This window comes from Pseudomonas aeruginosa (assembly GCF_001457615.1).
GTDB classification, from domain to species: Bacteria; Pseudomonadota; Gammaproteobacteria; order Pseudomonadales; family Pseudomonadaceae; genus Pseudomonas; species Pseudomonas aeruginosa.
Genome location: NZ_LN831024.1, coordinates 42,324 through 58,551 on the forward strand (window position 1 = coordinate 42,324; position 16,228 = coordinate 58,551).

Here is a 16,228-nt window from a genome sequence, read left to right on the forward strand (position 1 = left end):
CCTCCTGAACGCTTTAGGAAAGCGCCTACCTGCATCGAGGCCCTTTCCTTGGAAAACCTTGCTTAACCTCGCCGGGCCCCTACCCGCCAAGGAGTAACGATATGGACATCCGCAGCCCGCTGAACCAGTGCATCGCCCTGTCCCTGGCCGGCATCCTGTTCCTCAACCCGATCGTCGCCGCGGCGGCGGGGCTGGCGCTGGACAAGGCCGCCGGCGGCAACACCGGCCTGGGCCAGGCGGGCAACGGCGTGCCCGTCGTCAATATCGCCACGCCCAACGGCGCCGGGCTGTCGAACAACCATTTCCGCGACTACAACGTCGGCGCCAACGGGCTGATCCTCAACAACGCCACCGGCAAGACCCAGGGTACCCAGCTCGGCGGGATCATCCTCGGCAACCCCAACCTCAAGGGCCAGGCGGCGCAGGTGATCCTCAACCAGGTCACCGGCGGCAACCGCAGCACCCTGGCCGGCTACACCGAGGTGGCCGGGCAGTCGGCGCGGGTGATCGTCGCCAACCCGCACGGCATCACCTGCCAGGGCTGCGGCTTCATCAACACGCCGCGCGCGACCCTCACCACCGGCAAGCCGATCATGGACGGCCAGCGCCTGGAGCGCTTCCAGGTGGACGGCGGCGACATCGTCGTCGAAGGCGCCGAACTGAACGTCGGCAACCTCGAACAGTTCGACCTGATCACCCGCAGCGCCAAGCTCAACGCCAAGCTCTACGCGAAGAACCTCAACATCGTCACCGGCCGCAACGACGTCCAGGCCGACAGCCTGCAGGCCACGCCGCGCGCCGCCGATGGCAGCGAGAAGCCGCAGCTGGCGATCGACAGCTCGGCGCTGGGCGGGATGTACGCCGGGGCGATCCGCCTGGTCGGCACCGAGCAGGGCGTGGGGGTGCGGCTGGCCGGCGACATGGCCGCCAGCGGCGGCGACATCCGCATCGACGCCAGCGGCAAGCTGAGCCTGGCCCAGGCCTCCAGCCAGGGCGACCTGAAGATCGCGGCCCAGGCCGTGGAGCTGAATGGCAAGACCTACGCCGGCGGCAGCGCCGAGATCCGCAGCGCGGAGGAACTGGTCAACCGGCAGAGCCTGGCGGCGCGCGAACGCATCGCGCTGGAGGCGGCGCATATCGACAACGCCGGGGTGATCGAAGCCGGCGTCGAGCCAGACGAGCGGCGCAACGCGCGCGGCGACCTCGAGCTGCGCAGCGGCACCCTGCGCAACGCCGGCAGCCTGGTGGCCAGCCGCGCGCTGGAAGCGAAGGCGAGCCAGGCGCTGGACAACCAGGGCGGCAGCCTGAAGGGGGCGACCGTCCGGGTCGACGCCGGGCACCTGGACAACCGTGGCGGCAAGCTGCTCGCCGAGGGCGAACTGCGGGTCGAGGCGAGCAGCCTGGACAACCGCCAGGACGGCCTGTTGCAGAGCCGGGACCGCGCCGTGGTCAAGACCCGTGGCGATCTCGACAACCGTGGCGGCCAGGTGATCGGCCTGAACGACCTGGAGGTCGGCGCGGCGACGCTCGACAACGGCCAGCAAGGCCTGCTCGGCAGCCAGCAGTCCACCCGCGTCAGCGCCCAGGCGCTGGTCAACCGGGGAGACGGCGAAGTCTCCGGCAAGCGCGTCGAGGCCCGCGTCGGCAGCCTCGACAATCGCGGCGGCAAGCTGATCGGCGACGACCTGCTGGTGGTCGCCAGCGGTGCCATCGACAACCGCCTCGGCTTGTTCTCCGCGGCCAACCGCCTCGACCTGCGGGCGCGCAGCCTGGACAACAGCGGCAAGGGCACGCTGAGCAGCCGGGGCGGCCTGGAGGTCAGCCTCGGCGGCCTGCTGGACAACCGCGATGAAGGCAACCTGCTCAGCCAGGGCGCGCAGCGCGTGACGGTGGGGCAACTGGACAACCGCGCCGGCGGCCTGCTGTCGAGCCGCAGCGAGTTGAACGTCCACGGCGCCAGCCTGGACAACCGTGGCGGCGTGCTGGTGGCCGACGCCGGCCTGAGCGCCACGGGAGGCGCCTTCGACAACCGCGACGGCGGCAGCGCCAGCGGCAAGGCTGGCGTGCGCGTGGAGGTCGCCAGCCTGCGCAACGACCAGGGTGGCAAGCTGCTCAGCGATGGCCGCCTGGACCTCGCAGCGAACGCCGTCGGCAACGCCGGAGGGCGTATCGCCGCCAAGGGCGACCTGCAGGCGACGCTTGGCAGCCTGGCCCAGCAAGGTGGCGAACTGGTCAGCGAAAAGACCCTGAAGGTCGCGGCCGACACGCTCGACAACAGCCAGTCCGGGCTGATCGCCGCGAATGGCGGCATCGCTATCGAGGCGCGGCAGGTCGACAACCGCGCCGGCGAGATTTCCAGCACCTCGAAGGTCGCCGTGAACGCCCGCGAGCAACTGGACAACCGCGGCGGCAAGGTTATCGGCGACAGCGGCCTGCGCCTCACCGTGCAGCGCCTGCTGAACCAGGCCAAGGGGGTGCTGGCCGGGCGCGACGGCCTGAGCCTGGACGGCGGCGAACTGTTCAACGGCGACGGCGGGCGGCTCGACAGCCAGAACAGCCTGAGCGTGAGCCTCGGCGGCGTGCTGGACAACCAGGGCGGCAGGCTGCTCAGCGATGCCGGCGTGACGCTGAAGGGCGCCAGCCTCGACAACAGCCGTTCCGGCGTGATCAGCGCCAAGGGTGCGGTGGATATCCGCACCGGCGTGCTGGACAACAGCCGCAACGGCGGCATCGGCAGCAACGCCGGCATCACCCTGGTGGCCGCCCGGCTGGACAACGGCCAGCAGGGCCGGGTCAGCGCCAAGGGCCTGCTCGACGCCAACCTGAAAGGCCTCGACCAGCGCGGAGGCGGCGTCCTGGTCAGCGAAACCGGCGTCACCCTCGACCTCAATGGCGGCACACTGGTCAACCGCGACGGCGGCCTGATCGCTACGCCCGGCGCGCTGCTGCTGCGCCAGCTCGGCGCGGTGGACAACGGCGCCGGCGGGGAAATCTCCAGCGACCGCGCCTTCACCCTCGCCGCCGCCAGCCTGGACAACCGCGGCGGGCGCCTGATCGGCGCCGCCAGCCTGACCCTGCGCATCGCCCAGGCCCTGGACAACAGCCTGGCCGGGGTGATCTCCGGCGCCGCCGGCCTGGACATCGCGGCCGCTCGCCTGGACAACAGCGCCAAGGGCACCCTGGCCAGCCGCGCCGGCATCGACCTGCGCGTCGACGGCGCGCTGGACAACCACGCCGAAGGCACCGTTTCCGGCGCCCGCCTGACGCTCGCCAGCGCCTCGCTGGACAACAGCGGCAAGGGCCTGCTCTCCGGCAACGCCGGCCTGACCGTCGTCACTGGCGCGCTGGACAACGCCGAGGGTGGCCAACTGATCAGCCAGGGCGTGCTGGACGTCAGCAGCGCCGACCTCGACAACCGTGGCGGCGCCCTCAGTGGCAAGCAGTCGCTGCGCCTGAGCGCCGCCAACCTGGACAACCGTGGCGGCCTGCTGACCAGCGACGGCGAACTGGAACTGACGGCAGGGCGCGTCGACTCCGCCGACGGCGGCGAAATCTCCGCCCGGGGCGACCTGCGCCTGACGGTCGAGCGCCTGGTGCAACGCCAGGGCCGGCTGATCGGCGAGCGCGGCGTCAGTCTCGACCTGCGGGGTGGCGACCTGGATAACCAGGGCGGCCTGATCAGTGCCCGCGGCCCGCTGAGCATCGAGCGGCTGAACGTCCTCGACAACCGCCAGGGCGGCGAGATTTCCAGCCAGCAGGGCTTCGAGCTGCTGGCCAGGCGCATCGACAACGGCCAGCAGGGGCGCATCATCAGCGCCGGGAAACTGCGCCTGGACGCCGACGCGCTGGGCAACGCCGGCGCCGGCCTGCTCTCCGGATGGCAGGGCCTGACGGTGACAGGCGGGAGCCTGGACAACAGCGCCGGCGGCACCCTTTCGAGCAAGGACGGCGAGCTGGCCATCAGCCTCGGCGGCGCGCTGGACAACCACGGCCAGGGCGCCCTGGTCAGCAAGGGCGCGCAACGGATCGACGCCGCCAGCCTGGATAACGCCCAGGGCATTGTCTCCGGCGAAAGCGACGTGACCCTGAGCATCGCCGGGAAGCTGGACAACGGCCAGGGCGGCCTGGTCTCGGCGCAGCGCGCGCTGAGCTTCGAGCGCGACGATACGCTGCTGAACAACGCCGGCGGCCGGATCAACGGCGGCAGCCTGCTGCTCAAGGGCGCCAGCCTGGATAACAGCGACGGCCAGTTGATCAGCCAGGGCCGGCTCGACGCCATCCTTGGCGGCGCCCTGGTCAACGCCGGCGCGGCGCGCCTGGCCAGCGGCGGCGACCTGCTGCTGCGCAGCGCCAGCGTCGACAACCGCGGCGGCAAGCTGGTCAGCCAGGGGCTGCTGGAGATCAGCGCCGGCAGCCTCGACAACAGCGCCTCCGGCACCCTCGCCAGCCAGGCCGGCATGAGCCTGCGCCTGGGCGGCGGCGCCCTGCGCAACCAGCAGGACGGCCTGATCTTCAGCCAGGCCGGCGCCCTCGAGGTGCAGGCCGGCAGCCTGGACAACCGCCAGGGCACGCTCCAGGCCCAGGGCGACAACCAGCTGCGTATCGGTGGCGCGCTGGACAACCAGGGCGGCCGCCTGGACAGCCGGGCCGGTAACCTCGACCTGCAGAGCGGCAGCCTCGACAACGGCGCCGGCGGCGTGCTCAACAGCGCCAAGGGTTGGCTGAAGCTGGTCACCGGGCTGTTCGACAACAGCGCCGGCGTCACCCAGGCGCAGTCGCTGGAAATCCGCGCCGGGCAAGGCGTGCGCAACCAGCAGGGCCATCTCTCGGCGCTGGGCGGCGACAACCGCATCGTCACCGCCGACTTCGACAACCAGGGCGGCGGCCTCTACGCCAGCGGCCTGCTCAGCCTCGACGGCCAGCGCTTCCTCAACCAGGGCGCGGCGGCGGGTCAGGGCGGCAAGGTCGGCGCCGGGCGCATCGACTTCAGCCTGGCCGGCGCGCTGGCCAACCGCTTCGGCCAGTTGGAAAGCGAAAGCGAGCTGCACCTGCGCGCCGCCGCGATCGACAACAGCGGCGGCAGCCTGCGCGCCCTCGGCCGCAGCGGCAGCACGCGGCTGGTCGCTGGCGGCCTGAACAACGCCTACGGCGTGCTGGAAAGCGCCAACCAGGACCTCGACCTGCAACTGGGCAGCCTGGCCAACGCCGGCGGGCGCATCCTCCACACCGGCAACGGCACCTTCGGCCTGGATTCCGGGCAGGTGATCCGCGCCGGCGGCGAACTGACCACCAATGGCCTGCTGGACATCCGCGCCAGCGAATGGACCAACAGCAGCGTGCTGCAAGCCGGACGCCTGAACCTGGACATCGGCACCTTCCGCCAGACGGCCGAGGGCAAGCTGCTGGCGGTGCAGTCCTTCACTGGCCGCGGCGGCGACTGGAGCAACGACGGCCTGCTGGCCAGCGACGGCAGCTTGCGACTCGAGCTGAGCGGCGGCTACCGTGGCAACGGCCGCGCCACCAGCCTCGGCGACTTCGCCCTGAACGCCGCCAGCCTCGACCTCGGCAACGCCGCCAGCCTCGCCGGCGGCGCCAATGTCACGCTCGGCGCCGGCAACCTGCTGGTCAACCGTGGGCGGATCACCGCCGCCGGCGACCTCGTGGCCAGCGCCGCGAGCCTGAACAACTACGGCACCCTGGGCGGCGGCGGCAACCTGCGATTGAACGCGCCCGCCCTGCTCAACGAGCGCGGGTTGCTGTTCAGTGGCGCCGACATGACCCTGCGCGCCGGCGACATCACCAACCTCTACGGGGATGTGTACAGCCTCGGCAGGCTGGATATCGCCCGCGACGATGCCGGCAACCGTGCCGCCAGCCTGCGCAACCTTTCCGGGGTGATCGAGAGCGGCAAGGACTTCAGCCTGCGTGCCAGCCTGATCGAGAACCGTCGCGCCGTGCTGGAAAGCAAGTCGGGCCTGTACACCGCGAAGATGGAGCAGACCGCCTGCATCGAAGGCGTCAACGCGGGCGACTGCAGCGGCAAGCGCAACGCCATCTGGACCATCACCCAGCGCGACAAGACCGAGGTCACCGCCAGCAGCGCCATGGGGCAACTGCTGGCCGGAGGCGACTTCGCCATCGACGGCGGCACCCTGAACAACCTTTCCAGCCTGATCGGCAGCGGCGGCAACCTCACCGCCAACCTCGAAGTCCTCGACAACCAGGGCCTGGAAACCGGCGAGCTGGAAACCATCCGCGTGCTGCGTACCGCTCGCGGCGGCGATATCGGCGGCATCGATCAGAAGTCGCGCAACTTCACCAACCTCTACTGGTACCAGAGCGCCAATTTCGACCCGGCGCGCGCGGGCGAGATCCCCGCCGCGCTCAACGCGATCCTCAGCGACTGGTCCTTCGAGTACGAATTCCCGAGCAAGGGGCCGACCCCGATCAGCAGTGGCGACCAGTCCTACGCAGCGGTGATCCAGGCCGCCGGCGACGTCACGGTCAATGCCAGCACGCGCATCGACAACGGCGTCACCCGCCCCGGCTACACCTTCGTCGGCAGCGGCCGCCAGGTGGGCGACAGCGCGGTGGGCGGCAGCGGGGTTTCGGTGGTCGTGCCGCTGACCTCGCAACTGCCGCCCGACCTGGCGCGGCGCCAGGTCAACCCGGTTACCCTGCCCGGCTTCAGCCTGCCCCAGGGTGACAACGGCCTGTTCCGTCTCAGCTCGCGCTTCGCCGAGGACGGCAATGGCAGCGCCGCGCTCGGTGCCGGCGCCGACCGCACCCAGGGCGGCAGCGGCGTCTCGGTCGGCCAGCAAGGCGCCGGCAACGTCGCCGGTACCTGGCAGGGCCAGGGCGTGCGAGTCGACGGCCTGGCTGGCGCGGCCAACGTCCAGGGTCAGGGCGGCAGCACGCTCGGCGGTAGCCTGCCGGGCGTCGCCCGGGTCCAGGGCGTGCCCGGCAACGCCACGCCGAGCGCCAGCCACAAGTACCTGATCGAGACCAACCCGGCGCTCACCGAACTGAAGCAGTTCCTCAACTCGGACTACCTGCTCAGCGGCCTGGGCATGAACCCGGACGCTAGCAAGAAGCGCCTCGGCGACGGTCTCTACGAGCAGCGGCTGATCCGCGACGCGGTGGTGGCGCGCACCGGCCAGCGCTACATCGATGGGCTGAGCAGCGACGAGGCGCTGTTCCGCTACCTGATGGACAACGCCATCGCTTACAAGGACCAACTGCACCTGCAACTGGGTGTGGGTCTGAGCGCGGAGCAGATGGCGGCGCTGACCCACGACATCGTGTGGCTGGAAGAGGTCGAGGTGAACGGCGAGAAGGTCCTCGCGCCGGTGGTCTACCTGGCCCAGGCGGAGGGTCGGCTGGCACCCAACGGTGCGCTGATCCAGGGCCGCGACGTGAAGCTGGTGAGCGGCGGCGACCTGCATAACGTCGGCACCCTGCGCGCGCGGAACGACCTCTCGGCGACGGCCGACAACCTCGACAACAGCGGCCTGATCGAGGCCGGCAAGCGCCTCGACCTGCTCGCCGGCGACTCGATCCGCAACCGCCAGGGCGGGGTCATCGCCGGGCGTGACGTGAGCCTCACCGCGCTGACCGGCGACGTGATCAACGAACGCAGCGTGACCCGCTACGACAGCGCGCTCGACGGCCGCACCTGGGAGCGCAGCTTCGCCGACAGCGCCGCGCGGGTGGAGGCGGCGAACAGCCTGAACGTCCAGGCCGGACGCGACATCGCCAACCTCGGCGGGGTGCTGCAGAGTCGCGGCGACCTCAGCCTCGACGCCGGACGCGACGTCACCGTCGCCGCCGTCGAGGACCGCCAGGGCCAGACCCGCTGGAGCACGTCGCGGCTACAGAGCGTGACCCAGCTCGGCGCCGAAGTCAGTGCCGGGCGGGACCTGAACGTCAGCGCCGGGCGCGACCTCAGCGCAGTGGCCAGCGCCCTCGAAGCGCGCCGCGACATCGCCCTCTCCGCCGGGCGCGACGTGACCCTGGCGGCGGCGGCGAACGAGGAGCATGCCTACAGCAAGACCAGGAAGGTCACCTACCAGGAAGACAAGGTCGCCCAGCAAGGCACCCGCGTGGACGCCGGCGGCGACCTGGCGATCAATGCCGGACAGGACCTGCGCCTGATCGCGAGCCAGGCCAGCGCCGGCGACGAGGCCTACCTGGTGGCCGGCGACAAGCTGGAACTGCTGGCCGCCAACGACAGCAACTACTACCTGTACGACAAGAAGAAGAAAGGCGACTTCGGCCGCAAGGAAACCCGGCGCGACGAAGTCACCGACGTCAAGGCGGTGGGCAGCCAGATCAGCAGCGGCGGCGACCTCACCCTGCTCAGCGGCGGCGACCAGACCTACCAGGGCGCGAAGCTGGAATCGGGCAACGACCTGGCCATCGTCAGCGGCGGCGCGGTGACCTTCGACGCGGTGAAGGACCTGCACCAGGAGAGCCACGAGAAGAGCAAGGGCGACCTGGCGTGGCAGTCGTCGAAGGGCAAGGGCCAGACCGACGAAACCGTGCGCCAGAGCCAGATCGTGGCCCAGGGGAATCTGGCGATCAAGGCCGTGGAAGGGCTGAAGATCGACCTCAAGCATATCGACCAGAAGACCGTGAGCCAGACCATCGACGCGATGGTGCAGGCGGATCCGCAACTGGCGTGGCTGAAGGAGGCCGAGCAGCGCGGGGATGTGGACTGGCGCATGGTGCAGGAGGTGCACGATAGCTGGAAGTACAGCAACTCGGGGTTGGGGGCTGCGCCGTCACTGGCCATTGCCATCGTTGCAGCTGCTTACCTCGGCCCGGTGTATGGCGCAATGGCCAGCAACCTCGCCATTGGCACCATCAACAATGGCGGTGACCTTGGCAAGGGGCTGCAACAGGCCACCAGCGCTGACAGTCTGAAAGGGTACGCCATCGCAGCGGCCACGGCTTATCTCGTCAGCCCGCAGTTGGACAAGGCATTCGGCGTATCCAGTGACAACATCAACAAAGTCACCAAAGGATTCAAGCTCAGCACAGTTGAGGGAATCGGTGGATTTGCTGCCTACAGCATTGCCCAAGGCTTTGCTCAATCGGTCATGCAGCAGGCCGCCTATGGCGGCAGCTACATCGACAACCTCGGTAATGCCATGGCAGGTCAGGCGCGCAACCTGGGAATGGCGGTAGGTTTCAATTTCATTGGCGACTCGGTCAAATACCCTGATGGCAGCCCGCCGAAAATCATGGCTCACGCCCTGATGGGAGGTCTGCTGGCCGAAGCCTCCGGCAGTGACTTCAAGACTGGAGCGGCGGCCGCTGGTGCCAACGAGGCCATGATCAACCTCCTTGGGAAAATGGTAGGTGGCGATCAAAACCTCGAACTGATGGCCTCGCAACTCGTTGGCGTAGCCGCGGCAAGTGCGGTCAATGGCGATGTGAGTCTGGGCGCCGAGATCGCCAAAAGCGGGACGGCGTACAACCGGCAGCTACACCCAGATGAAATCAAATTCGCATCGGATGTGGAGCGCGTCAAACGTTATGCCCAGGAAAATGGGCTGAGCGAGGACACCGCCCGCAAAGAGCTTCTCAGCACGGCCGCCATGATGGTGGACAATGGCTGGAACCAGGCCTTGGCCGGCACAGACATCAACGCTGCCCGGGCTGCTCAGTATCTGCGTACGGAGCTGGGCACAGGCCCGGACAGCAATCTCTTCCAGGTGACCCAGGCTGACTACTACAACGAGCGGGTGGGGCTGACGGCGCTATTCAAGAACAAGGAGGCCCTGACCAGCGTTCTGGAAAACATAGCCCTAGCGAATCCCGCGAGCTATACGAGGGACCCCGCGAACCGTGCGGAAGTGCTGAATGCCAAAGGTGAAGGTAGCCAAGCGGGCTTTGGGCTGGCACTGGAAGGGATCGTCAGCGCGCCTTCAAAAACTGCCTTGTGGTTGATGGGTGCGCTAACCTGTTCAAGCTGTGCGGAGCGGGATATCCAGAACGCTTGGAACTCGGTTGCCTCGTTACCTGAAGACATCCGTATGAAAGGCTATCTGGATGCCTTGCACACCATGCAAGGCCAGGGTGCCAGCGTGGTGCGGGACAACGCCGCGAGTTCGACTGCATTGGGAGTTGAGGTTGGGCTGGCCATTGATGGAGGGTTGGCAGGGGCAGGCAAGGGCGTCGTTACGGATGGTCCGAAAGGAATACTTACACTGAAAGATTTTCCTGATGTCTCTACCAAGATAAGCCAGAAGCAGCTTCGCCATATTGCTGGAACACAGCAGCTTGAGGCACGGGGAGGCGGTGGTTTCTTAAACAGTGTCTCTGATGCTCAAAAAGTGCTTGATGCCTACCATACCGGCCAAGTGAAAATCCTAGGGAGAAATGCTCAGGGATTCCCAGTAGTCAAGTTTGAGGGCGTTACTGGAACTAACGTTAATCTCGGTGTTGGTATAACTGATCAGGCAACCAATGTATTTATTATCAAGGGCACAAAGAGTCCAAGTATTGTCCCTACAAATCCAAACTGGAGTCCCAAATGAGTAGCCAGCCAACGTTGGAAGAATGGAATTTTCAAGTGTTAATGCTAATTCAAGCGTTGGTAGGTGCGATATCTGCCAATTTTAGAATGATTGCATTGTTATGGGATGGCGATGAGTGGGTATTGAGATTTTATCTTGAAGAGAGCAACGAAGAGGACGTTGAGGAGATTGAGGATGTTGTTTGCCAATATACGGCATATCAGGGCTCTAGTTTGAGATGCAGGTCTGAGTTGATCGTGGGGCGTGAACGCCTTCCGGGGCTTTCGGAGGTGGGTAGGGTTGTATACCGTCGCAGAGAGTCTTTTGATATTTAGTTGGGGCAAAAGGTAGCTCCGGCGCAGAAAGTGCTATCAATCAAGGCAGGCTTAATTCTCAGCTCCTGTCTGAGGAGGTTGCGAATGGCCACGCGTTCCAGAAACATTTAGTCGAACGGCAAGAGTTTGTTGATCTTGCGCCAACAGCATAAAGGGGACAGATTTATTTTCCCTACTCTAATTTTCTAAGCAGGGAGGCTCCAGTGCAGACGCCGTAAGGAGGCTCCGCGATGCCTAGGCAAGGGCGAGTGGTTTTACCGAATTATCCGCTTCACGTGGTCCAGCGGGGACACAATCGGCAAGTGGTATTCGCCGAGGACGAGGACTACCAGCGTTACCTCTCCGATCTACGGGACCTCAAGGATGCCTTTGGTATCAAGGTCTACGCATTTTGCCTGATGACCAACCATGTCCATCTGCTCTTGGCGCCTGGTGATTCGCTGTCTGGCTTGGCGCAACTGATGAAAACGCTGGCGGCGCGCACGACACGATATCGGAATCGCTTGGAGGGCCGTTCCGGAACGTTGTGGGAAAGTCGCTATAAATCGAGTGTCGTACAGAGCGATGCCTACCTGCTGGCGTGTTGCCGGTACATCGAACTGAACCCTGTTCGGGCGCGGATGGTGGACGATGTGGCGGCCTATCCCTGGTCAAGTTATGGGCTGCGGGCGGATTGGTTGAAGGAGCCAAACTGGTTGGATATGGATTCCTGCTTCATTGAGCTAGGTCAGACGGCCGAAGAGAGATATCGGCGATACGTAACGTTCATGAAAGAGGCGATACCGGCCGAGGAATTGAGGCTGATTCGCGAGGCGGTTCAGCGTGGACAACTGACGGGCAATCAACGGTTCGTGGACGAGATCGAGCGGGTAGCCGGGGTGAGAATAGAGCGGCGTGGGCAAGGGCGGCCGAGATTAGAGCAGGGAAAATAAATCTGTCCCCTTTTTTCTTTTTTTCTTAGTCCCCTTTTTTCTTACATTACCAGACGGACGGGCTGCTAGTTGGGGTGGGGATGGTAAATTTATTGGGTTTAGAGGCGTGCAAAAATGAAGGTAAATTTGATTTTTGAAAAAGTTGGAGATGTTAATAGTGATTATCCATATCTTTGTGTATATAAGGAGGGGGAGAGAGAGCCTTTTATGGAGATATCAGTGAGTAAAGAAAGAAAGATTGAGTTTGTTTTTTATTCTAGAGCTGATAATTTTTCCCTAAGCTCTGAAGAGTTCTATGAAATATATGGTAGGGCGGAAGCTTTTTTGCCTCAAGCTTTAGAAAATGAAGATTCGCTGTAATATTTAAATAAAGAGACTGGTTATAATGGGGATTTTTATTTTCCTGACTCTAGTGTTATCCGGCGGCAAATATGATTTCGATACTTTGATTTCAGAGAAATCCTCAAAGTTTTAGTTGAAAGAATAAAGGGGCAGATTTATTTTCTCTACTCTAATTTCGGCGACGGCGCCCACGCCGAACTACTCAAAGAAAATAACTCGTTAAACCATGCGCCCTTACCAAGGCATCACGAAGTTCCTTTACGGCATCTGCACTGGAGCCTTTGCTCAGAAGATTAGAGTAGAGAAAGTAAATCTTTCCCCTTTCAATGTTGTTTCAAGAGAAGACTGTGGTCAGCAAAGAGCCCACGGAAGCTTAGGATGTGGTTCGGATGGAAGGGCGGCTCCGCACGAGCATAAAATTGAATATAACGAAAGGGCTATGTAAGAAGAAATAGGCTCGGATGGAAAGCCGGTAGGCCCTTGGATACCAGATAGGTGATTAAATGTCTAATGATGTATGTGGGTATATAAAATATGATGGTGTTTATCCGGAGTCAGATCTGCTTGAGTATTTGTCAAAAAGTGAGCTAGGTGTTTTTAGAGTTCCAAAGGAGCATCTATATCGAATGAAAGGGACAGATTTATTTTCTCTACTCTAAATTTTCTGAGCATGGAGGCTCCAGCGCAGATGCCGTAAAGGAACTTCGCGATGCCTAGCGAATTATTTGCTTTGAGCGTTTCAGAGTGGGCGCAGTCGCCGAAATTAGAGTAGTAAAAATAAATCTGTCCCCTTTTTTACAAGGGAGTGCTATAACGGGGCAGAGTTTCAAGACTGGACAAGCGTTTGACGTTGGTAGGGTGAGTGACTTCGATATTGCCTTGGCAGGCCCTGAGTTGTTGCAGCGTGCACAGCCGCTAGGAATAGGTTTGAGAAGCGGCGGTACTCGTACTGGTCCTCTGAGCGGAAGAGATTTGCAAGCACTTGGATTAAAAGATCTAGCTAGAAAGCTAAGTGCACAAGCAGGGCGTGAAGTTAACTTTATGATTTATGATTCTGCGGCAACGGCTGCAAGCCGCGCTCCGAGCTTGGTACTTCCAAAATGATTGCATATGACTTGTACGGAACGAAAAATCTCAGCCTTTTGCTGGCAAGAGAGCATATAGAGAAAATTTTTGGAGTGCCTCTTGATGAAAGAAATAGTTCTTATCAAGGAGGGGATTACTACATGTTTGGTAGTAATGATTCGGAGAATTTTATTCTGAAAGCCAATCTTGACCCTCTTGATGATGAACCAGTAGAGTTAAATTTTCCTGACTACCCTATTTTGCTCTATATAAACGCCACGACACGTTCATCTGCTATAGAAGGGGTAATCAAGAAGGGTGCATGCTTTAAGCTGCTCAGGCATGAAATGTTCTAGGAATGAAAGAACAAAGGGGACAGATTTGAATGGCACTTACTTAACCCTTTTCGGATGACCGTGTTTCTTGATCGCTGCCCGAGCAGATTGACGTGTACAGGTCAGTAATCAGCATAAAGGGGACCAGCATAAAGGGGACTGATTTATTTTCCCTACTCTAATTTTCTAAGCAAGGAGGCTCCAGCGCAGACGCCGTAAGGAGGCTCCGCGATGCCTAGGCAAGGGCGAGTGGTTTACCGAATTATCCGCTTCACATGGTCCAGCGGGGACACAGTCGCCAAGTGGTATTCGCCGAGGACGAGGACTACCAACGCTACCTCTCCGATCCTCAAGACCTCGAGGATGCCTTCGATAACAAGCTCCATGCATTTTGCCGAATGGCCACCCATATCCATCTGCTCCTGGCGGCTTGCCGACCCTCCTTTCTACTGCCCCGTCGCACAGCGCCCCAATGTACTAGTACACCGGAAACCGCCGTCTCCCGTTGAACGGGCGGGCCCCGGCCCCCTACCATTCGCAGCACACCGACCCGCGCAAAGGGAGCGGGATGCCGCGTAGGCAGGCCGCCATGGAAGGAGAAGCACATATGCCGGTACTGGCTCTGAGACTCACCGCCCTGGCGGCCCTTGCGATCAGCGTGTCGGGGTGCGTCATGGAGGCCTATGGCAGTCGCGCGCGTAGCGATGCGCAATCCTGGATCGGCTTGCCGATCCAGGACGTGATCAAGCGCTTCGGCGAGCCGGAACGCGTGACGGGGGATGCCGCCAGGCAGAAGTACGTGTGGAAGGAGTACGAGAACTATAGCCACGACTACGACTACACCTACTACGAGCAGGGCCATGGCAATACGCCCAACAGCTCGGTCCTGAACCAGAAGACCGGCACGGCCAACCAGAGCGGCTATTACACCTGCATCTACGAGTTCTTTGCCGACGCCTCGGGCAGGGTGGTCGATGCGACCGCGCGGGGTGAGTGCCGCTAGTTCCAGGCGCCCTTCACGCCGCAAAGGGCGATTGGCTCAGCCAGCCACCGCCTTGTCTCCGACGTCGCAGAGACGCCTCAGTCCAACGCGGAGGCGTCCCCTCCCCTCGCTCCGCCGTGATCGCCAGGCCGCCCTGCCTCACCCGGGTCCTGGTCCGGTCCTTGGCCTTGAAACCCGGCCGTTGCAGCCAGTAGCCGCGCAGGTTGATGCGGGGCGCCAGGCGGTTGTCGTCGCGTTCGTCCAGCGGCGCTCCGAGGTTTCCCCGGCGCCTCACAGCAGGATCAGCAGCGCTCCTACCAGCAGCCCCGCCAGGCTGAAGGGTAGCGTTTGCAGGGCCAGCCGCTTGCCGCCCACCAGCACGACCAGGCCGGCCTTGACCAGGCTGTTGCTCAGGGCGGCAAGGGCGATGCCGCGGCTGGCCACGCCTGGATCGAGTTCGCCCTGCGCCGCGCGGGCCAGGGACAGGGTGATCGCGTCGACGTCGGCGAGGCCGGAGAGCAACGCGACCGCGTAGATGCCGGCATCGCCGAACAGCCGCCGGCCGACCTCCACCAACAGCAGGATCGCGCTCAGCAGGGCGGCGAAACGCAGGGCCGGGAGCAGTTCGAAGGGGTTGCGCAGGCCTGGCTCGTCGGGTGCCTCCTGGCTGGCGCGGCCGCCGCGCAGGGCGTGGAACAGCGTGCCGCCAAGGTAGACGAGGGTGGTGGCGGCGAATGGCAGGGCCAGCTCCTTCAGCAAGGCCGGGTGGATCGCGCCGATCTCGACGAGGATGCGCGGGAACATCAGCGCCGAGGTCGCCAGCAGGGCGCACGCCAACAGGGCGTCGGGCATGCGCTCGCGCAGGCGCGCCAGGGTCAGGGTCATCACCGTGGAGGACACCAGGCCGCCGAGCACCGCGGTCAGCAACAGGCCCTTGCGCGAGCCGATCAGGCGGATGGCCAGGTAGGCGGAGAAACCGAGGGCGGCGATCAGCACCACCATCCACCAGGTCAGGTAGGGATTGAAGAACGCCCAGGGACCATAGCCCTGGTTGGGCAGCACCGGCAGCAGGACCACGGAAATGAACAGCAGCTTGAGGGTGCCCGATAGCTCCTCGGCGGTCAGGCGCTTCAGCAGGGCGTGGAGCTTGTCCTTGAGGCTCAGCAGCAGGGTCAGCACGATGCCGCCGGCGGCAGCCAGCAGGCGCTGTTCGGTGAGGGCGAGGCTGCCGAGGAGGAAGGTCATCAGCAGGGCGATCTCGGTGGTCATGCCCTGGTCGCCGCCACGCCTGACATCGCTCACGTAGCCGGCCACGGCCAGCGCCGCGAGGGCCAGCAGCAAGGCTACCCAGACCGCGCTGCCCAGTTCGCCCGCGAGCAGGGTGGCGAAGCCGCCGAGCAGGCCGGCCAGGCTGAAGGTGCGGATTCCGGCGATCTGCCGCGCATCTTCGTGGTCGCGCTCCTGCCAGCCGCGCTCGGCGCCGATCAGAAGGCCGATGGCCAGGGCCGTGCACAGGCTCAACAACAGATCCAGGGAAAGCGTCATGCTCGATTCCATTCGCCGGGAGAGAGGATGGCGACGTGCCTGTGCGCACCATAGCAGCAGACGACCCCGAGGTGCCTGCACGGCGGTGCGCCGTCCACCAAGAGCCCGTCGCTGCCGCCGATATCCATCGGGTTCTCCGCCCCGGTGTAGGCGCACGGGAGCTGGCGTA

At 63.8% G+C, this 16,228-nt stretch carries 8 protein-coding genes and 1 pseudogene; 8 read left to right on the forward strand and 1 reads right to left on the reverse strand.

The genetic code is table 11. The features are described from left to right. The first annotated feature begins 101 nt into the window (after window positions 1-101). The 8 genes and pseudogenes from AT700_RS00210 to AT700_RS00220 all read left to right on the forward strand — a co-directional run bounded on the left by AT700_RS00210 (window position 102) and on the right by AT700_RS00220 (window position 14,535). Window positions 102-10,544 (forward strand): two-partner secretion system putative hemagglutinin TpsA2, encoded by a 10,443-nt coding sequence (locus AT700_RS00210; RefSeq protein ID WP_078801531.1) that lies wholly within the window; start codon window positions 102-104, stop codon window positions 10,542-10,544. Beyond that, a complete protein-coding gene (locus tag AT700_RS28995; RefSeq protein ID WP_019485604.1) occupies window positions 10,541-10,858 on the forward strand; it encodes a hypothetical protein in 318 nt (105 codons plus the stop codon). Before AT700_RS00210 ends, AT700_RS28995 begins: the two co-directional genes overlap by 4 nt. Window positions 10,859-11,088: 230 nt before the next feature. Beyond that, window positions 11,089-11,790 carry a transposase gene (locus AT700_RS00215; RefSeq protein WP_023117270.1) on the forward strand — a complete coding sequence of 234 codons (702 nt, stop codon included), beginning with the start codon at window positions 11,089-11,091 and terminating at the stop codon, window positions 11,788-11,790. A 114-nt stretch (window positions 11,791-11,904) separates the two neighbouring features. Beyond that, complete coding sequence (locus tag AT700_RS30065) at window positions 11,905-12,150, forward strand: hypothetical protein (RefSeq protein WP_124083303.1); 246 nt, start codon at window positions 11,905-11,907, stop codon at window positions 12,148-12,150. Between the two features lie 840 nt (window positions 12,151-12,990). Beyond that, a complete protein-coding gene (locus AT700_RS29000) occupies window positions 12,991-13,236 on the forward strand; it encodes a hypothetical protein (protein ID WP_088136366.1) in 246 nt (81 codons plus the stop codon). Continuing rightward, window positions 13,233-13,553, forward strand: a complete 321-nt coding sequence (locus tag AT700_RS30070) for a hypothetical protein (protein WP_071549187.1) — start codon at window positions 13,233-13,235, stop codon at window positions 13,551-13,553. Before AT700_RS29000 ends, AT700_RS30070 begins: the two co-directional genes overlap by 4 nt. 210 nt (window positions 13,554-13,763) lie before the next feature. Further along, window positions 13,764-13,960, forward strand: a pseudogene (locus tag AT700_RS30075) (transposase); the annotation flags it as partial. A gap of 179 nt (window positions 13,961-14,139) precedes the next feature. Further along, the gene (locus AT700_RS00220) at window positions 14,140-14,535 is read left to right on the forward strand and encodes a hypothetical protein (protein WP_003083536.1); all 396 of its coding nucleotides are present in this window, start codon (window positions 14,140-14,142) and stop codon (window positions 14,533-14,535) included. Between the two features lie 270 nt (window positions 14,536-14,805). Here the strand turns inward: AT700_RS00220 and AT700_RS00225 are convergent, their stop codons facing one another. Then, window positions 14,806-16,215, reverse strand: coding sequence for an MgtC/SapB family protein (locus tag AT700_RS00225; protein WP_073666816.1), 1,410 nt, complete (start codon window positions 16,213-16,215; stop codon window positions 14,806-14,808). Window positions 16,216-16,228: the final 13 nt, after the last annotated feature.

What these genes read in the sequence shown, in the direction of transcription:
- AT700_RS00210 (WP_078801531.1), top strand. Translation starts at nt 102, where the DNA reads ATGGACATCCGCAGCCCGCTGAACCAGTGCATCGCCCTGTCCCTGGCC.
- AT700_RS28995 (WP_019485604.1), top strand. Translation starts at nt 10,541, where the DNA reads ATGAGTAGCCAGCCAACGTTGGAAGAATGGAATTTTCAAGTGTTAATG.
- AT700_RS00215 (WP_023117270.1), top strand. Translation starts at nt 11,089, where the DNA reads ATGCCTAGGCAAGGGCGAGTGGTTTTACCGAATTATCCGCTTCACGTG.
- AT700_RS30065 (WP_124083303.1), top strand. Translation starts at nt 11,905, where the DNA reads ATGAAGGTAAATTTGATTTTTGAAAAAGTTGGAGATGTTAATAGTGAT.
- AT700_RS30070 (WP_071549187.1), top strand. Translation starts at nt 13,233, where the DNA reads ATGATTGCATATGACTTGTACGGAACGAAAAATCTCAGCCTTTTGCTG.
- AT700_RS00220 (WP_003083536.1), top strand. Translation starts at nt 14,140, where the DNA reads ATGCCGGTACTGGCTCTGAGACTCACCGCCCTGGCGGCCCTTGCGATC.